The sequence below is a fragment of the Actinosynnema sp. NPDC050801 genome (genome assembly GCF_040673975.1).
GTDB lineage: Bacteria > Actinomycetota > Actinomycetes > Mycobacteriales > Pseudonocardiaceae > Actinosynnema.
The window spans coordinates 470058-487445 of record NZ_JBFAQZ010000004.1; the positions used below are offsets into that span (position 1 = coordinate 470058).

The 17388-nt window shown below is 70.0% G+C and carries 20 protein-coding genes and 1 tRNA gene; 10 read left to right on the forward strand and 11 right to left on the reverse strand.

Annotation, left to right across the window (positions count from 1 at the left end):
• Positions 1-62: 62 nt before the first annotated feature.
• Entirely contained in the window at positions 63-2813 is a 2751-nt protein-coding gene (gene aceE / locus AB0K14_RS12670; protein ID WP_360461496.1) for a pyruvate dehydrogenase (acetyl-transferring), homodimeric type, read from the reverse strand.
• A gap of 295 nt (positions 2814-3108) precedes the next feature.
• On the opposite strand from aceE, the gene AB0K14_RS12675 reads away from it, so the two are divergent.
• The 3 genes from AB0K14_RS12675 to AB0K14_RS12685 all read left to right on the forward strand — a co-directional run bounded on the left by AB0K14_RS12675 (position 3109) and on the right by AB0K14_RS12685 (position 4243).
• Entirely contained in the window at positions 3109-3540 is a 432-nt protein-coding gene (locus AB0K14_RS12675) for a DUF3052 domain-containing protein (RefSeq protein WP_360461494.1), read from the forward strand.
• Between the two features lie 132 nt (positions 3541-3672).
• Entirely contained in the window at positions 3673-4131 is a 459-nt protein-coding gene (locus AB0K14_RS12680) for a peroxiredoxin (protein WP_360461491.1), read from the forward strand.
• A 40-nt stretch (positions 4132-4171) separates the two neighbouring features.
• A tRNA-Val gene (locus AB0K14_RS12685) sits at positions 4172-4243 on the forward strand.
• 302 nt (positions 4244-4545) lie between these two features.
• On the opposite strand, the gene AB0K14_RS12690 is transcribed toward AB0K14_RS12685, so the two are convergent.
• The 3 genes from AB0K14_RS12690 to AB0K14_RS12700 all read right to left on the reverse strand — a co-directional run bounded on the left by AB0K14_RS12690 (position 4546) and on the right by AB0K14_RS12700 (position 5618).
• Positions 4546-4902 (reverse strand): hypothetical protein, encoded by a 357-nt coding sequence (locus tag AB0K14_RS12690; RefSeq protein WP_360461489.1) that lies wholly within the window; start codon positions 4900-4902, stop codon positions 4546-4548.
• A gap of 190 nt (positions 4903-5092) precedes the next feature.
• Entirely contained in the window at positions 5093-5392 is a 300-nt protein-coding gene (locus tag AB0K14_RS12695) for a transcriptional regulator (RefSeq protein ID WP_360461487.1), read from the reverse strand.
• The gene (locus tag AB0K14_RS12700; RefSeq protein WP_360461484.1) at positions 5379-5618 is read right to left on the reverse strand and encodes a hypothetical protein; all 240 of its coding nucleotides are present in this window, start codon (positions 5616-5618) and stop codon (positions 5379-5381) included. The genes AB0K14_RS12695 and AB0K14_RS12700 overlap by 14 nt, the downstream gene beginning before the upstream one ends.
• Before the next feature lie 164 nt (positions 5619-5782).
• On the opposite strand from AB0K14_RS12700, the gene AB0K14_RS12705 reads away from it, so the two are divergent.
• The 3 genes from AB0K14_RS12705 (at position 5783) to AB0K14_RS12715 (ending at position 8537) form a co-directional block, all read left to right on the forward strand.
• Positions 5783-6997, forward strand: coding sequence for a helix-turn-helix transcriptional regulator (locus AB0K14_RS12705; RefSeq protein WP_360461481.1), 1215 nt, complete (start codon positions 5783-5785; stop codon positions 6995-6997).
• Positions 6994-7521, forward strand: coding sequence for a flavoprotein (locus tag AB0K14_RS12710; RefSeq protein ID WP_360461478.1), 528 nt, complete (start codon positions 6994-6996; stop codon positions 7519-7521). The genes AB0K14_RS12705 and AB0K14_RS12710 overlap by 4 nt, the downstream gene beginning before the upstream one ends.
• A gap of 230 nt (positions 7522-7751) precedes the next feature.
• A complete protein-coding gene (locus tag AB0K14_RS12715; protein WP_360461475.1) occupies positions 7752-8537 on the forward strand; it encodes a hypothetical protein in 786 nt (261 codons plus the stop codon).
• 19 nt (positions 8538-8556) lie between these two features.
• On the opposite strand, the gene AB0K14_RS12720 is transcribed toward AB0K14_RS12715, so the two are convergent.
• Together AB0K14_RS12720 and AB0K14_RS12725 are read right to left on the reverse strand one after the other, a co-directional pair.
• A complete protein-coding gene (locus tag AB0K14_RS12720) occupies positions 8557-9414 on the reverse strand; it encodes an MOSC N-terminal beta barrel domain-containing protein (protein ID WP_360461543.1) in 858 nt (285 codons plus the stop codon).
• Positions 9415-9479: 65 nt separating this feature from the next.
• On the reverse strand, positions 9480-9908 hold the full coding sequence (locus tag AB0K14_RS12725) for a DUF6119 family protein (protein ID WP_360461473.1): 429 nt from the start codon (positions 9906-9908) through the stop codon (positions 9480-9482).
• A gap of 454 nt (positions 9909-10362) precedes the next feature.
• Between AB0K14_RS12725 and AB0K14_RS12730 the strand changes: the two genes are divergently transcribed.
• Both AB0K14_RS12730 and AB0K14_RS12735 read left to right on the forward strand, forming a co-directional pair.
• Positions 10363-10653: a hypothetical protein gene (locus AB0K14_RS12730; protein WP_360461470.1), complete on the forward strand. Its 291-nt coding sequence runs from the start codon at positions 10363-10365 to the stop codon at positions 10651-10653.
• Between the two features lie 24 nt (positions 10654-10677).
• Complete coding sequence (locus AB0K14_RS12735; RefSeq protein ID WP_360461467.1) at positions 10678-11715, forward strand: saccharopine dehydrogenase NADP-binding domain-containing protein; 1038 nt, start codon at positions 10678-10680, stop codon at positions 11713-11715.
• Here the strand turns inward: AB0K14_RS12735 and lipA are convergent.
• Genes lipA through AB0K14_RS12750 form a run of 3 tightly spaced genes read right to left on the reverse strand, consistent with a single transcriptional unit; the run spans position 11695 to position 14133 of the window.
• Positions 11695-12699 (reverse strand): lipoyl synthase, encoded by a 1005-nt coding sequence (gene lipA / locus AB0K14_RS12740; protein ID WP_360461464.1) that lies wholly within the window; start codon positions 12697-12699, stop codon positions 11695-11697. The two genes, AB0K14_RS12735 and lipA, sit on opposite strands and share 21 nt — an antisense overlap.
• A 15-nt stretch (positions 12700-12714) precedes the next feature.
• The gene (locus tag AB0K14_RS12745; RefSeq protein WP_360461460.1) at positions 12715-13656 is read right to left on the reverse strand and encodes an oxidoreductase; all 942 of its coding nucleotides are present in this window, start codon (positions 13654-13656) and stop codon (positions 12715-12717) included.
• Positions 13657-13677: 21 nt separating this feature from the next.
• Complete coding sequence (locus AB0K14_RS12750) at positions 13678-14133, reverse strand: hypothetical protein (RefSeq protein WP_360461458.1); 456 nt, start codon at positions 14131-14133, stop codon at positions 13678-13680.
• Positions 14134-14264: 131 nt separating this feature from the next.
• Here AB0K14_RS12750 and AB0K14_RS12755 point away from each other — a divergent pair, with 131 nt between their 5' ends.
• Positions 14265-14924, forward strand: a complete 660-nt coding sequence (locus AB0K14_RS12755; protein WP_360461540.1) for a TetR/AcrR family transcriptional regulator — start codon at positions 14265-14267, stop codon at positions 14922-14924.
• A gap of 58 nt (positions 14925-14982) precedes the next feature.
• On the forward strand, positions 14983-15915 hold the full coding sequence (locus AB0K14_RS12760; RefSeq protein ID WP_360461455.1) for an LLM class F420-dependent oxidoreductase: 933 nt from the start codon (positions 14983-14985) through the stop codon (positions 15913-15915).
• On the opposite strand, the gene AB0K14_RS12765 is transcribed toward AB0K14_RS12760, so the two are convergent.
• Together AB0K14_RS12765 and AB0K14_RS12770 are read right to left on the reverse strand one after the other, a co-directional pair.
• Positions 15900-16373 carry a helix-turn-helix domain-containing protein gene (locus tag AB0K14_RS12765; protein WP_360461452.1) on the reverse strand — a complete coding sequence of 158 codons (474 nt, stop codon included), beginning with the start codon at positions 16371-16373 and terminating at the stop codon, positions 15900-15902. The genes AB0K14_RS12760 and AB0K14_RS12765 overlap by 16 nt on opposite strands.
• Positions 16374-16383: 10 nt before the next feature.
• Positions 16384-17370 carry a serine hydrolase gene (locus tag AB0K14_RS12770; protein WP_360461448.1) on the reverse strand — a complete coding sequence of 329 codons (987 nt, stop codon included), beginning with the start codon at positions 17368-17370 and terminating at the stop codon, positions 16384-16386.
• Positions 17371-17388: the final 18 nt, after the last annotated feature.

Here is a 17388-nt window from a genome sequence, read left to right on the forward strand (position 1 = left end):
TTCTGCGGAAAGCCGAAGGGGCGGTCCGCCACCGCGGACCGCCCTTTCGGGTCTGTCGACGATCAGGCCAGGCCGGCGTCCGAGGTGGACGGGCCCGCCGCGCTCACGTCGTCGATCTTGTACTTGCGGGCCGCCTGCACGACCAGCGACTGCTGGATCTCGCCGCGCTTGGCCAGCGCCGCCAGCGTGGCCACCACGACCGACTCGGCGTCGACCATGAAGTGCCGCCGCGCCGCCGGCCGGGTGTCGGAGAACCCGAACCCGTCCGTGCCCAGGGTGGTCATGTCCGTCGGCACGTACGGCCGGATCAGGTCCGGCACCGCGCTCATCCAGTCCGACACCGCCACCACGGGGCCCGCCGCGTCGGCCAGCACCTGCGTGACGTAGGGCACGCGCGGCTCCTGGTCGGGGTGCTGCAGGTTGTGCCGGTCGACCTCGACCGCCTCGCGCCGCAGCTCCGAGTACGACGTCGCGGACCAGACGTCGGCCTGCACGCCCCACTCCTCGGCCAGCATCCGCTGCGCCTTGATCGCCCACGGCATCGCCACGCCCGACGCCATCAGCTGCGCCCGCGGACCGCTCTGCGCCGGCGCCACCTGGTACCGGTACAGGCCCTTGAGCAGGCCCTCGACGTCCAGGTCCGCCGGCTCGGCCGGCTGCTGGTAGGGCTCGTTGTAGACGGTCATGTAGTAGAAGATGTTCTCGGCGTTCTCGCCGTACATCCGCCGCAGGCCGTCCTTGACGATGTGCGCCACCTCGAACGACCACGCCGGGTCGTACGCCACCACGGCGGGGTTGGTGTGCGCCAGCAGCAGCGAGTGCCCGTCCGCGTGCTGGAGGCCCTCACCGGTCAACGTGGTGCGGCCGGCCGTGGCGCCCAGCACGAAACCACGCGCCATCTGGTCCGCCGCGGCCCACAGGCCGTCACCGGTGCGCTGGAACCCGAACATCGAGTAGAAGATGTAGATCGGGATCATCGGCTCGCCGTGCGTGGCGTACGACGTGCCCGCCGCGGTGAAAGACGCCGTCGACCCGGCCTCGTTGATGCCCTCGTGCAGGATCTGACCCTGCTCGCTCTCCTTGTACGCCAGCATCAGCTGGGCGTCCACGGAGGTGTACATCTGCCCGTTCGGGTTGTAGATCTTCTGCGCCGGGAACATCGAGTCCATGCCGAACGTGCGCGCCTCGTCCGGGATGATCGGCACGATCCGGCCGCCGATCTCCGGGTCCTTGGCCAGGTCGCGGACCAGCCGGACGAACGCCATCGTGGTGGCGACCTCCTGCTTGCCCGAGCCCCGCTTGATCACGTCGTAGACCTTGTCGCCGGGCAGCACCAGCGCCTTGGACTTCGTCCGCCGCTCCGGCACGAACCCGCCGAGCTGCTTGCGCCGCTCCAGCAGGTACTGGATCTCCGGGGAGTCCTTGCCGGGGTGGTAGTACGGCGGCAGGTACGGGTCCAGGTCCTTGTCCTCGATCGGGATGCGCAGGCTGTCCCGGAAGAGCTTCAGGTCCTCGTGGGTCATCTTCTTCATCTGGTGCGTGGCGTTGCGCGCCGCGAAGTGCGGGCCCAGGCCGTAGCCCTTGATGGTCTTGGCGAGGATGACCGTCGGCTGGCCGTGGTGCTCCACCGCCGCCTTGTACGCCGCGTAGACCTTGCGGTAGTCGTGGCCGCCGCGCTTGAGGTTCCACACCTCGTCGTCCGACATCGGCGAGACCAGCTCCTTCGTGCGCGGATCGCGCCCGAAGAAGTGCTCCTTGACGTACGCGCCGTCGTTGGCCTTGTAGGTCTGGTAGTCGCCGTCCGGCGTGGTGTTCATCAGGTTGACCAGCGCGCCGTCGCGGTCGGCGTGCAGCAGGGAGTCCCACTCACGGCCCCAGATGACCTTGATGACGTTCCAGCCCGCGCCGCGGAAGAACGCCTCCAGCTCCTGGATGATCTTGCCGTTGCCGCGCACCGGGCCGTCGAGGCGCTGCAGGTTGCAGTTCACCACGAAGGTCAGGTTGTCCAGCTGCTCGTTGGCCGCGACCTGGAGCAGGCCGCGCGACTCCGGCTCGTCCATCTCGCCGTCGCCCAGGAACGCCCAGACGTGCTGGTCGGAGGTGTCCTTGATGCCGCGGTCGCGCAGGTAGCGGTTGAACCGCGCCTGGTAGATCGCGTTCATCGGGCCCAGGCCCATGGAGACGGTCGGGAACTCCCAGAAGTCCGGCATCAGCCGCGGGTGCGGGTACGACGGCAGGCCGCCACCCGGTCCGGCGTGCGAGAACTCCTGGCGGAAGCCGTCGAGCTGCTCGGCGCTCAACCGGCCTTCGAGGAACGCGCGGGCGTACACGCCGGGCGAGGCGTGACCCTGGATGAACACGTGGTCACCGCCGCCGGGGTGGTCCTTGCCCCGGAAGAAGTGGTTGAAGCCGACCTCGTAGAGGCTCGCGGACGACGCGTAGGTCGAGATGTGACCGCCGACGCCGACGCCGGGCCGCTGCGCGCGGTGCACGGTCATCGCCGCGTTCCACCGGACCCAGGCCCGGTAGCGGCGCTCCACCTCCTCGTCGCCGGGGAACCACGGCTCGCGCTCGGTGGGGATGGTGTTCACGTAATCCGTGCTGGTCAGCGACGGGACGCCGACGTGGCTCTCCCTGGCCCGCTCGAGCAGCCGCAGCATCAGGTAGCGGGCGCGCTGCTGCCCGCCGCCCTTGAGCGCGGCGTCGAACGACTCCAGCCACTCCGCGGTCTCCTCCGGGTCGATGTCGGGGAGGTGGGCGGCCAGACCGTCACGGATGACGCGTACCCGCTCGGGGGGGTTCTGCGGGGCCAAGGGATCTCCTCGTTCCGGTGTCTTCTGTCTCCATCGTCGCCTGCTGGTCACGGTCCCGTCACCTCTACCGGTGAGTAACTCTGGATCGTTTCCTTCGCGCGCGCGAATAGGAGGTGTGTAGAGCGTGCCTCATCCGGTCGGAGTACCGCACTCGGGGGTACCCGATGCGGCGTGTCTTGGCTGTTACGGTTGCGCGTGGCGGGGCAGACAGTGTTCGCTAGCCGCGACTGGTAGTGACATCGCGCGGCAGTCGTACCCCGGCTGCCGCTCTTGTGTACTTGGAGGAGTGGAAGCCGTGGTCGCCGCGGAAGACGCCGGCAAGATCGGTGTCGCCGACAGGCTCGGGATCGAACCGGGCAGCGTGGTCCAGGAGATCGGCTGGGACGAGGACGTCGACGACGACCTCCGCGCCGCGATCGAGGAGCGGGTGGGCGGTGATCTGCTCGATGAGGACTCCGACGAGGTCATGGACGTGGTCTTGCTCTGGTGGCGCGAGGAGGACGGCGACCTGGCCGACGCCTTGATCAACGCCACCACGGCCCTGGCCGACGACGGCGTGATCTGGGTGTTGACGCCCAAGACGGGGCGGGACGGTCACGTCGAGCCGAGCGACATCGCCGAGGCCGTGTCCACCGCGGGGCTCGCCCAGACCTCCAACATCACGGTGAGCGGTGACTGGTCCGCGACCAGGCTCGTCTCCCCGAAGTCGGCCAAGACGAAGCGCTAGCCACGACGAGTCGCCGACCGCCCATGCCCTAGGCTCGACGGCGGGCTCCCCGATCGGGTGGAGCCCGTTCTTCGGGTTGCCCGGCTTCGGTTCGCGTCGGTCCGTCCCGGTTCGTCTTGGTGGAGGGTTGAATTGGTCGAGGTTGGCGCTCTGGCCCCGGACTTCACGCTCAACGACTACAACAAGCAGCCCGTGACGCTCTCCTCGTTCCGCGGGGAGCGCAACGTGCTGCTCGTGTTCTACCCGTTCGCGTTCAGCGGCATCTGCACCGGCGAGCTGTGCCAGGTGCGCGACGAACTGGCCGCGTACGAGGACGAGAACGTGCAGGTCATCGGTGTGTCCGTGGACACACCGTTCAGCTTGAAGGCGTGGGCCGCCCAAGAGGCCTACCAGTTCCCGCTGCTGTCGGACTTCTGGCCGCACGGCCAGGTGGCGCAGGCCTACGGCGTGTTCAACGAGAAGGCGGGCCTGGCCAACCGGGGCACGTTCCTCGTCGACACCGCCGGCGTGATCCGCTACGCCGAGGTCAACGCCCCCGGCGAGCCCCGCGACCAGGAAGCCTGGAAGAAGGCCGTCGCCGCCCTGGCCTGATACCTTCTGGCGCCGGCCAACCCACCCGCCGGCGCTTCGGGGGCGCGTAGCTCAGCGGAAGAGCACTCGGTTTACACCCGAGCGGTCGCAGGTTCGAATCCTGCCGCGCCCACTGTGCTGGTGCGGGGGTGCAACCCCCGCGCCCCGCCCGGCGGGCTCCGCCCCCGGACCCCCGCCGTGGCTGTCGCCCCTGGCCCCCATGTCGAGGGCTGCGCTTCCGCGCTTCGCGCCTTCGCTTCGCCCCCTGAGCGCGATCTTCCGCACCGCGTGTGTCCGCCGCACGCCTATTCGGCTGAACTGTTGGCCGAGCCGGTTTCCGACAGGGACCGACGCAGCACTTCACCACTTGCCGTGCAGCCGCCCTGCGGCTTGTGCGGAGGTCGTCGGTCAGTGACGTCCTCCGCACAAGCGTGGTCACTCTGAGCGCGCGCTGTGCCGGTCGGCATGCGGGATCGCAAATGGCGGTACGTCCGATGTCGCGCCGTCCAGCCAGACGAGGTGCAACTGCTTGATGTCCGCCAGACCGGTGCTCACCGCGAACACTGCCAAGGCGGTCTCGGGACTCTGCGCGGACAGTCGGAAGTCGCCTTCGACGGAGTTGACGTCGGCGCGGCTGTCGAAGGCCAGGCCGTAGCCCGCGACCCGGGCGGCGTGTTGGTCGCCCCATTCCTCGACGATCGCGAACACTCGCGGCGCATCTTCGCTCGCGAGGTTGAGCATGTGGCGTTCGAACGCTTCGCGCGTCAGCGAAACCTCGGCCAACTCGTTCACGCTGCCTCCTTCGCGACCACCGCGACCGGGCCTGTGAACTCGTCGCCGAGTAGCACCGCTTTGCCCATGTCATCACGGGAGACCAGCCAGCTAGCTGCGGTGTTCCCAAGGGCGGCCGGTGGCAGCGGCGGTGTCGTGCCGTCCAAAACCGCCTCCCGCCCTTCTCGCGGCTGGGTGTCCGACGTGCTGCTCACCATTGTGTTGCCCCTCTGCTCGGATCTTCATCAGCGTCGGGAACGACGTCGGCCGCGGTGGGCACCACCTCGAACAGGTCGCTGAACTCCATCGGCGTGAGAGCGGCCAACGCACTGCCGATGAACGTCGACCCGGGCTGAAGGGCACCACTCAGAACCCGGGCCACCGTGGACCTGTTGACGCCCATCGCCTTCGCCAGCGCGTAGTCCGATCGGAACCCGGCGAGCTCCACGGCCTTGGTGAACGAACGTCGACGTAGCTGGACCGTATGCGGCGCCATCTCACTGCCTGTCATCGACCAGGAAGGTCTCACCCGTGGCTTCACGCGCGATGCCCTCGGCAAGCTCACCGAGATCCCGGGCCAAAGCCGCCTCAACCTCGACCAAGCCCTCTCGATACCGAGGCTCCTCGTCGTCCCGGACGGTATGGACGCTCTCGTCCGTCAACCGCACGATGTACCGCCCGAGCTTCGTGTTGACGCTGGTCAGCCAGATGTTGATCAGCAACTCGTCTTTGGTCACCGCACACCTCCGCACAGGCGTCGTTCCCGATCAGTGCCACTCGGAGTCGAGTGGCGATGACCAAGTTAACGAGTACTGAGCGTGACAAGTCGTACAAAATGTGTGACGAGCCGCCAGCTACGCTGACGTCCGATCGATGGCGAAAGACCAGCGGAGGGAGTCGGATGCCCGGCACTCCTGACCGGATCGGCAAGCGCGTCCGCTACTGGCGCCTGCGCCGCAACCTCGGCCGCAAGCAGTTCGCCGACATGATCGGTCGCTCGACGTCGTGGCTGGACAAGGTCGAGTCGGGTGAGCGCGACCTGGCCCGCATCCCGACCATCGAATTGGTGGCGGACGCGTTGTCCATCGACCCCACCGTCCTCACTGACGCACCAGCAGCGGCCCGTGCTGCGGACTGCGTGGACACCGCGGAGGTCATGGCGCTTCGGGCCGCGCTGGGCCGCTACCCGGGCTTGGCGGCATCGGCCGAGGAGCCGCCTGCGGTCGCCAACCTCGCCCGCCAGGCTGACTACATCAACCATGCCTGGACGTCTTCACACTTCACGACCGTCGCCCAGCACCTCCCGAAGCTGCTGGAGGCCGCGCAGATCGCTACCACCACCGCACCTGCGGCCGAACAGGTCCCCGCTCACCGAGTCCTCGTCACGGCCTACCGCATCGCCTCGTCGGTGCTGCTCAAGTTCGAGAGCCACGACATCGCCTGGCTGGCGGCTGACCGAGCAATGCACACCGCGCTTGCCGTGGACGACACCTGGTCACAAGCCCGAGCCACCCGCAGCGTCGCCCGAGCCATGACCGCCGCGCGCCAAGGCACCGAGGCCGTCAACGCTCTCTTGGACATGTCCGAGCGGATGCGCTTCGCAGTACCCGAGAACCCGGGCAGCCTGCTTCCCCTCCACGGCATGCTCTACCTGACCGCTTCGATCACTGCCGCGAAACAGGAGAACGCCGCCTTGGCATTGGCGATGCACGAGGAAGCAACGCGGGCCGCCGAACGCATGGAACCCCACTACGACACCAGCGACACCCAGTTCGGCCGGACCAACGTGGCGATCCACCGCGTCTCGGCACTCGTCCGCCTTTACGAGGCCGAGTCGGCGCTTCGTTTCGCGGAGAACATCCCGGCCGGTGCGATCAACGCCCTGCCTCCGGAACGGCGCGCCAACTACCTGCTGGACCTGACTCAGGCCAACACCCGCAGCGGCAAGTACGCGGCGGCCACCCGCGCCCTCTCCCAAGCCGAACGCATCGCCCCACAGGAAGTCCGTTGTCGACCGGTAGCTCACACCCTGCTGCGCACCCTGCTGTCCGTCACCACCGGTGAACCAGCCCGCCAAGTCCGTCAGATGGCCCACCGAGCCGGAGTCCCCGCATGACCGAGCGAGTCCTGTACCTGATGGTCTGCGGCGCCGGCCCGGCCGACCACATCGAGGTCGCCATCGATCTCGCCCAGGACAAGGGCTGGTCGGTCCACTGCGTAGCCACTCCCGCCGCCGCCGAGCACTTCCTCGACCTGGACAAGCTGGAGCACCTCACCGGCCACCCCGTCCGCACGGGCTACCAGCGCCAAGGACGGCCGGCGCTACCCAAGGCCGACGCCGTGGTGGTCGCGCCGGCGACCTACAACACGATCAACAAGTGGGCCGCCGGCATCGCCGACACCTACGTGCTGACGCAGCTCGCCGAACTCACCGGCCTCGGCGTACCGATCGCCGTCCTGCCCTTCGTCAACACAGCCCTCGCCGCCAACCCCGTCCTCCACCGCAGCATCGACGTTCTGCGGTCGTCCGGCGTGAAGGTGCTGTTCGGAGAGGAGGGCTTCCGACCACACCCGCCGAGGACCGGCGGCAAAGTGATGCCTCACTACCCGTGGCACCTTGCCCTCGATGCTGTCCAGTAAGTGCTGCGCTGCGTTCGCCGCATGCGGTCTGGTTGCCGGGCTCGATGGTCGGCCGCGGACGACTCCGGTCGGTAATTGAATAGAACTCACTTTTCCTGCCATGCGCGTTATCGAATCAGAGGGCATGTGCGTTACATCGTGAGCGTCCGGATAACGGTCGGGTACCTGCTGTAACGCATGTCCGGAGGTTTGCGATTCTCCGGCGTACATCGAATTTGAGGAAGTGCGCCATGGAACAGCAACAGGCCTCATACCCGCAGCCGTACCCCCACCAGGTCGTGGCAAAGCCGACCAAGTTCGGTGCGCTCGCGTGGACAGCCCTCATTCTCGGCGTCGTCGGCATTGTCGGCTCGCCCATCATCATCTTCAACAACCTGACCGCCGTCGTCGCCGGTGTCGGTTTCGTGCTCGGGTTCATCGCGCTCTTCGGCACCAAGAAGATCATCGCCGTGATCGGTGTCGTGCTCTGCGTGCTCGGCATCGTCTTCACGGTCATGGCGCAGAAAGCGGCGGTGGAGGAGTTCGACGAGATCATCAACGGCTCGACCAACCAGGGGCAGGTCAGTGACGGAACCGACAGTGCCGCGCCCGCGGAGCAGAAGCCCGAGACCGCACAGGCGCCGCCCACCTGGGGGCAGCGCTACACCTGGGCCAATGGCCTGGCCGTCGAGGTCTCCACGCCCGCGCCGTGCACGCCGAGTCGGTACGCGGCGCCGTCGAACATCGTCCGCGCTGCGAAGGTCACCGTGACCGTCACCAACGGCACCGACAAACCGTTCGATGCCGGGTTGCTCTCGTTCGGTGGCGATGCGCAGTTCGACGGTCGGAAGGCGGAGACGGTGTTCGACTCCAGTGGCGAATGCGGCGGTGGCGGTGCGGAGAACGCCACGGTGCTCCCCGGCAAGGCTTTCACGTACGAAACGGCTTTCGCCGTCGGTGCGCAGCCCGGGGAACTCCAGATCACCCTGCGACCCGATTTCGGTTCCGACAAGGCGGTGTTCGTCGGTCAGGTGTGAGCGCGACTACCCGGGCCGGCTATGGGGTGACGGTCGTTCGGGTCAGACCCGACAGGTCTGCTTCGGAGCGTTCGACGGTGGTGAGCACGTCGCCGACCGCGATCCGGCCCGGCTGGAGGACGGCGTACTTCGCGCCGAACGCGACGCCGTCCGGGGTGCGGCGGTAAGTGGCGAGGGTGCGCAGCGGTTCGGGACCCGACCGGTTGCCGGTCAGTTGGTCGACCGTCGTGACGACGCAGCGGATGGCGGGCTTTGCGTAGCCGAGTTCGACCGCACCCGTGGTGAGGCGGAGGGCGTGGTCTTCCTCGTGGGCTTCCCAGTCGTCGACCACGATGTTCGGGCGGAAGCGGTCGGTGGGGATTGGCGGGGCGCCGTTGGCGGTGATCCGGGCGTTAAGGGCGCGCAGCGAACTCGTGGACAGCAAGTGCACCGGGCAGCTGTCGGCGTAGCCGGACGTGCCGGGGGTGAGGCCGTCGGTGACGCGGTGGTGTTCGGGCGGTGCCAGCACGAGCCTGCTCGGTTTGCCGAGTACGGCGGTGAGCCAGGTGGCGACCTCCTCGCCCTGGTCGATGCCCGTGTAGGTGTCGTGGAACAGGGTGACCGGACGCCTCGGGGCGGTCGTGTCGATCGACACCCGGACGGCGCCCGCGCCAGGTGCGGAGAGGGTGAGCCGGTCGGCGTCGGGGTGGGCGTCGAGGGCCGGTTGGACCGTGGCCAGCAGTGGGTCGCGGCGCTGGGTCCGGTAGGTGCCGGCGAGGTCGGTGACCAGGAAGCGGCGGTCGTGGGCGAGGCCCGCGCGACCCAGGGTGCCGGTCGGCACGCGGATTCCGGCGCAGCCCTTCACGGGGTAGTGGTACAGCGCGGAGATCGTCGCCATGTCGGCGACACTAGCCGTGGTCGCAGGCAGGCCGATCGCCATTTCGGTCGAGCGTCACGCGGCGGTCAGGCGGCGTGGCCGCGTCCTTCGCACAGCTCCCGCCAACGGCCCTCGTGCAGCCGGTAGACGCGGCGGCCGATCTCCGTCTCGAACGCGATCCAGCGGTCCATCGGGATGGGCGCGGTGAGCAGTTCTTCGCGTTCCTCGTCGGCGCACGGGATCAGGCGGGACTGCTTCAGCTCGTCGGTCCGGGCGAACTCGGGGATTCGGGCGAAGCGGGCGGTGACGGCGGTGACGTCCAGGGTTCCGTCGAGGGGGAGTGGGCCGTAGCCACCGATGTCGTTGGTGCGGAACGCGACCGTCTCGGCGGCCCGTTGCGCGGCGGCGGCGGGCCAGCGCAGCGCCAGCGCGCCGAATCGGGTGCTGCCGCCCAGCGCGGCGGCCAGTCGACGTTCCAGGGCGGTCAGCAGGGAGTCGTCTTCGATGGTGTTCACGGCGGCCTTGAACTCCCTCGGCGGGCGCGGCGGAATGGTGGGAACAGATCGACCATGGCCCACGAAAGGGTGGAACGGCTCTGCCGGTCGGTGAACGGCGGACGGTCTGAGCCCAGCGGTGATCCGGCCGACCAGGGCCGATGAGGTGCGAAGACGCGAGTACGGGCACGCTGGGGCGTGGCATTGCGAGTATTGGGTGGGGTCCGCGGGAAGCAAGTCACTCGATCGAGTGGTTACCGGGTTTCGCGGGTGAGCACGATGAGAGGAATGGGCCGCACGGCACACGACCGCGAATGGTTCGACTGGTCAAGTCGAAGGGACCGCGGAACCGTTCGGCGCACCAGGGTGTCCGCTTACCCCAGGTAGGCCGGATGGCCCATTAGGGGGTGCTAACCGGATCCCCCTATGTGACATCCCCCTATCCCGTCGCGTGCCGAAGACGTAACTTCCTCACATGTCGCCCAGGGCGGTCACCGCGGTGGTTGGTGTTGCGTTCTTCCTGGCCGGCCTGCTGATCATGCTGCTGCCGCTGTCCACCGACTCCCCGGTCGGCGTCCCGATCTCCTGCGGCAACAGCCTGGCCATGGGGTTCGACGCCCTGGCCGTCGAGGCCGAGGGCGCGGCGTTCGTCGAGATCTGCGGTCGGCTGCGCATGGAGCGGTTGGCGTGGGCCGCGCCGGTGTGCGTGGTGGGCGTTCTGCTGGTGGCGGGCAGCATCGTGGTGCGGCGGCGGTCGTCGGCGTAACTACCTGCGAGTAGCTTCTACCGCATGAGGTGGATGGTCTACGGCGCTTACGGGTTCACGGGCACGCTCGTCGCGGAGTTGGCGGTGCGGCGAGGACTGCGGCCGGTGCTGGCCGGGCGTGACGCCGCGAAATTGCGTCCCCTGGCCGAACGGCTGGGCCTGGAGCACCGGGTCTTCGGGCTCGACCGAGCGACAGGGGCGCTGGAGGACGTGGACGCGGTCGCCCACTGCGCGGGGCCGTTCTCCTCGACCTCGGGACCCATGGTGGACGCGTGCCTCAAGAGCGGCACGCACTACGTGGACATCACCGGCGAGATCGACGTCTTCGAGGCCGTGAGCCGGCGCGACGACGAGGCGAAGCAGGCCGGGGTGGTGCTGCTGCCCGGTGCCGGCTTCGACGTCGTCCCCACCGACTGCCTCGCGGCCATGCTGCACGCCGCCCTGCCCACGGCCACGCACCTGGACCTCGCGTTCCTGGTCCAGGGCGGCGCCAGCGCGGGCACGGCGCTGACCGCCGTCGAGGGCTCGGGCGGCGGGGGACGGGCACGGGTGGACGGCGAGATCCGCGGCGTGCCGCTGGGTCACCGTCGACGCACGGCGCACTTCCGCGACCGGCCGCGGGAGGTCGGCGCCATCCCGTGGGGTGACGTGAGCACGGCCTACCGGTCCACCGGCATCCCGAACATCACCACGTTCACCACGATCCCGGGCGTGCTGGGCAAGATCCAGCCGCTCACCGCGCCGCTGCTGCGCACGGGCCCGGCGCAACGGCTCGGCAGGGCGCTGGCCAAGCGCATCGGCGGCCCGAACGGCACCACCAGGGCCAGGACGCGCTGCGAGGTGTTCGGCGAGGCGTGGGACGAGGACGGCAACCGGGTCCGGGCCGCGCTCACCGGCCCGAACGCCTACGACCTCACCGCCGACTCGGTGGTCAAGGCGATCCAACGCCTGGCCGACACGGCCCCCGGCGCGCACACGCCGTCCAGCGCCTTCGGAGCCGACTACGTCCGGGCGCTGGACGGCGTGGTGCTCAGCGAACCGTCAGCGGGCCGACAGCAGTGAGGTGATCTCCTGCGCCGCGCCGCCCGCCGCGAGCAGGTGGTGCAGGTTCTCCGGCAGCACGTCGCCGCGCTTCTGCACGGCCTGCGCGTACAGCCGCCCGGCGCGGTAGGACGAGCGGACCAGGGGACCGGCCATGACGCCGGAGAACCCGATGCCCTCGGCGGTCTCCTTGTGCGTCACGAACTCCTCCGGCTTCACCCACCGCTCCACCGGGTGGTGCCGGGGCGAGGGCCGCAGGTACTGCGTGATGGTGATGATCTCGCAGCCCGCGTCGTACAGGTCGTTCAGCGCCTCGGTGACCTCGTCCGGCGTCTCGCCCATGCCCAGGATCAGGTTGGACTTGGTCACCAGCCCGGCCTCGCGGGCCGCGGTGATGACCTCCAGCGACCGCTCGTAGCGGAACGCCGGCCGGATGCGCTTGAAGATGCGCGGCACGGTCTCCAGGTTGTGCGCCAGGACCTCCGGGCGCGACGAGAAGACCTCCGCCAGCTGCTCGGGCACCGCGTTGAAGTCCGGGATCAGCAGCTCGACGCCGGTGCCCGGGTTCATCGCGTGGATCTGGCGGACGGTCTCGGCGTACAGCCACGCGCCGCCGTCCTCCAGGTCGTCACGCGCCACGCCGGTCACGGTCGAGTAGCGCAGACCCATGGCCTGCACCGACTCCGCCACCCGCCGCGGTTCATCGCGGTCGAGGTCGGCGGGCTTGCCGGTGTCGATCTGGCAGAAGTCGCAGCGACGGGTGCACTGCTCGCCACCGATCAGGAAGGTGGCCTCCCGGTCTTCCCAGCACTCGTAGATGTTGGGACAACCGGCCTCTTCGCACACCGTGTGCAAGCCCTCGCGTTTGACCAGGCCCTTGAGCTCCCGGTACTCGGGGCCCATCTTCGCCTTGGTCTTGATCCACGAGGGCTTCTTCTCGATGGGCGTTTGGCTGTTGCGGACTTCCAGCCGCAGCAGCTTCCGACCTTCAGGTACGACGGTCACGACCTCAACCCTACGTCACGCGGGGTCGGGCGCGACGCCCGTGAGCTTGGCCGTCAAGTCCCACAAACGGCTGGCCGCGAGCTCGTCGCGGGCGGCCGTCGTCGACCCGACGGGCACCGGGTGGCCACGCATCTCGCGGAAGCCGTCCGGCCCGTAGTAGCCGCCGGGCTCGACGTCGGGCGCCGTCGCCGCGTAGAGCTGCGGCAACGCACCCACCTCGACGGACTGCGAGAAGAAGTCGCTGATCCGGGTGCCGAACCCGAGCAGCGGGTTGCCCCGCGCGCGGGCCATGTTGGCGCTCAGCTCCGTGGCGGTGATGCCGGGGTGCGCGGCGACGGAGGTCACGTCCACGCCCGCGGCCCTGGTCCGCCGGTCCAGCTCACGGGTGAACAGCAGGTTCGCCAGCTTGGACTGCCCGTAGGCGCCCCACGACGTGTACCGGCGCACCTCGTAGTTCGGGTCGGCCAGGTCGACCCGGCCCAGCTGGTGGGCCAGGCTGGACACGGTGACCACCCGCGCGCCCGGACGGGTGCGCAGCGCGGGCATGAGCAGCCACGTCAGCGCGGCGTGGCCGAGGTGGTTGGTGCCGAACTGGCGCTCGAAGCCGTCGGCGGTGCGCCCCAGCGGCACCGCCATCACGCCCGCGTTGTTGACCAGCACGTCCAGCGCGTCACCGGTGCGCTCCCGCACCAGTGACGCGGCCGACCGGACCGAGGACAGATCGGCCAGGTCCAGGGGCACCAGTTCGGCCGTGCCGCCGGCGGCGAGCACCCGTTCCAGCGCGCGTTGCCCGCGTTCGGGGGACCGGCAGGCGAGCAGCACGCGCGCGCCCTTGCCCGCCAGCACCTCGGCGGTGCGCAGACCGAGGCCCGAGTTGGCCCCGGTGACCAGCGCGGTGCGCCCGCTCTGGTCCGGGATGTCGGCGGTGTCCCACTTCCGGGCGATCCACTTCGGCATGGGTCAATACCTACCAGGCGGTCACGCGCTCTTGGCGAGCCTGCGGTGCCTGCCCGCCACGACACCCGGCCGCGTGCGGATCAGGTTGGCGAACGCCGCGCCGACGCGGGCGATCTCCGCGCCCGGCTCGGACAGCTCGGCCAGGCCCGCGGTGAGGGCCAGCAGGCGCTGCTCCCGCTCGACCGCCTCGGTCGAGGTCAGGTGCGCGTCGAGCACCGCGCGCAGCACCGGCTGCTCGGCGGCCAGTTCGCGCCACGTGCGCGCGACGATCTCGACGCGGTCGTCGTCGTCCTCCAGCGCCGTGCCCAGCCGGCCGGTGAGCTGCTGCATCCAGCGGTAGTGCAACGCCAGGAGCAGGTCGTCCTCGGTGGCGAACAGGTCGCGGTCGAACGCGAGGGGTGCCGCGGGGTTCCCCGCCGCGGCGCGGAGCACGGCGTCCAGAGCGTCGCGCCGTCGGTAGAAGTCGGACCAACTCATGATCACGCCCTCCTCTCGTGGTGACCGGCGTCATACCCCAGGTCTTTCGCATACCGTCGGTATGGCCGATGAGGCGAACATACCACGAGTACGTACCGTCGGTATGTCGTACGGTTGTGAACGTGGTGACAGTGCGGTCGAGGCGGTTGGACTACTCGGAGTCGACGAGGCAGGCCCTCGTGGACAGTGCCGTGGAGCTGTTCACCAAACGGGGGTACGCGGGCACGTCGCTGGACGAGGTGGTCAAGCGGGCCAGGCTCACCAAGGGCGCGCTCTACCACCACTTCAGCGGCAAGCAGGCGTTGTTCGAGGCCGCCTTCGACTCGGTGGAGACCAAGTTCATCGAGAAGCTCGGCGAGATCGTCAGCGCGCCCGGCGACCCGTGGGAGACCGCGATCGCGGGCCTGCGCGCGTACGTGCGGGTGTGCCTGGAGCCCGCCTACCAGCGGATCGTGATCCACGAGGCGCCGGTGGTGATGGGCTGGGAGCGCTGGCGCGAGGCCGAGGAGCACTTCAGCTACGGCCTGCTGCGCTCCACCATCGAGGTCCTGGTCACCTCCGGGGAGCTGGAGCAGTTGCCGGTGGAGACGATGAGCAGGCTGCTGTTCGGCGCGCTGTCGGCGGGCGCGAGCACGATCGCCGGCGCGTCCGACCCGCGCAAGGCCAGCGCCGAGGTCGAGCGGACCATCGTGCGGGTGGTGGAAGGGCTGCGGATCACGCCGACGTCCGCGGGCTCGGACGTCCCGGTCGCGCCCGCCGAGGAGAAGCGGTCGCGGTCGCGGCGGCGTTGACGCCTCGTCGAGGCGCTCGGATCGCGGGCCGGTCGCACGGCCGACTAGCGTGATCGCGGTGGAACTCCGCATCTTCACCGAACCCCAGCAAGGGGCCTCCTACGACGATCTGCTGGCGGTGGCGCGCACCGCCGAGGCCGCGGGCTACGACGCGTTCTTCCGCTCCGACCACTACCTCAAGATGGGTGACGGGGACGGACTGCCCGGCCCGACCGACGCCTGGATCACCCTCGCCGGCCTCGCCCGCGACACCGAGACCATCCGGCTCGGCACGCTGATGACCGCCGCCACGTTCCGCCACCCCGGTCCGCTGGCCATCTCGGTGGCGCAGGTGGACCGGATGTCCGGCGGCCGGGTCGAGTTCGGCTTCGGCGCGGGCTGGTACGAGGCCGAGCACACCGCCTACGGCCTGCCGTTCCCGTCCACGATCGAGCGCTTCGAGCGGTACGAGGAGCAGCTGGAGATCATCACCGGGCTGTGGAACACGCCGGTCGGGCAGACCTACGACTTCGCGGGCAAGCACTACCGGCTGGCCGACTCGCCCGCGCTGCCCAAGCCCGCGGGCAGGATCCCGGTGCTGGTCGGCGGCACGGGCCGCAAGCGCACGCCGGCGCTCGCGGCGCGGTTCGCCGACGAGTTCAACCTGCCGTTCCAGCCGGTGGACGCCGCGGTCCAGGTGCTCGCCCGGGTCGACGAGGCGTGCGGCGCGATCGGCCGCGACCCGGCGGAGATCACCCGTTCCGCGGCCCTCGTGGTGTGCGTCGGGCGGGACGACGCGGAGGTCGCGCGGCGGGCCGCGGCCATCGGTCGCGAGGTCGCCGATCTGCGCGAGAACGGCGTGGCGGGCACGCCCGACGAGGTGGTGGACAAGCTCGGCGCGTGGCGTGCGAAGACCGGCATCAGCCGGGCCTACCTCCAGGTGCTGGACCTCGCCGACCTCGACCACGTCGAGCTGATCGCGGCCGCCGTCGCGCCTCAGCTGCGCAGCTGACCCGCGACGTCCGACGCGGCGGTGAGCAGGACGAGCACGGGGACGATCGCGTCCGGCCGCAACCGGTAGCTACCGCGCTTGTCCTGCTCCACCACGCCGGACGTGGTCAGCGCCTTGAGGTGGTGGTACAGCTGGCCGGTCGACCCGAGTCGGGCCGCCTCCTGCAACGCCGCGGCGGGCTGCCCGCCCTGCGCCAGCAGCGTGCGGACGAGCTCGACCCGCACCGGGTGCGCCAACGCGGACAGCACCTCGATCCGGGGCCGGTCCGGCAACGACAGCGTGCGCCCGGGGGTCAGGTCGATCCGCCACGAGACCCGGCCGTCGCCCACCGCGACCTGGCCGCCGTAGCCGAACGCGCCGCCGTCGGCTTCCTCGGGTGACGCGAGCGGTTCCTGCTCGTCGCCCTCCAACGCGGCCACGCGCTGTTCCAGCTCGGCTAGTCGCTGCACCAGGTCCACCGCGGTGATCCTACGAGAGAGTCACGTGGAATTCCCGCAGGACAGCGGGCTCCACCAGGGCCTTCTGGACCAACCCCACCAGTTCCCCCGCCCTCGCGTACCACGCCTCGTCGACCTCGCGGGCCAGCACCGCGGCGCTGCCCACCCGACCGTCCTCCCACCGCACGCCGAAGCCGACCGTGACGATTCCCGGCAGCGACCCGCCCTTGAACCCGATGCCCGCCACTCCCGGCGGGAGCGGCTGACCGCGTTCGAGGTGCGCGGCGGCGAGCGGCACGGCGGTCATCGCCCGGTGCGCCCGGTTCAGCGCCGCCGCCGTGCCCGCCCAGGTGCCCCGCGCCCAAGGCCGTTGGCCCTCGTAGGTCTTCGGGATGTCGGGGAACCTCCCGATCACCTCCAGTTGCAACTGCGGATCACGCAGGTACCGCTGGACGTCCACGGGCCGGCCGAGCACGAGGTGCAGCACCTCGGCCAGGATCTCCGGCACATCCAGGCCGGGCCACGCCACGACGCCCAGGCGGTGGCGCAGGAAGTCCGCGGCGGCGTTGTCGCTGTGCCGGATCATCACCGAGGCCAGGTCGTCCAGCGTGACCAGCCGGTGCGGGTCGTCGGCCGTGACGCCGTTGGTGAACGGGATGCCCAGCGCCCGCAGCGACGCCTGGTGCGCCCCGCCGTCCAGGCCCAGGTAGTACTGCTCCCAGTCGCCGACGCGCACCTTCTCGTCCGGCCGCGCCAGGCCGGTCCCGACGGCCTTCGCGTACGCGGCCAGGTGCACGACCTTCACCGCGGACGCCAACGGCTGCCGCTCGTGCGGCCGGTGCGCGACCCGACCGCCGCGCCCGTCGTCCAGCACCAGGGCCACGTGCCGCCGGTTGGCCCGGAACCAGGCGAGCCAGTCGTCCGGCTGGGCGGTCGCGGTCGCGGGCACGGCGGGCAGCAGCGTGGCGGCGCCGGCCACCCCGCAGGTGCGGAACAGGTGTCGTCGGGTCAGGGGCACGACGAAACTCCCTCCTGG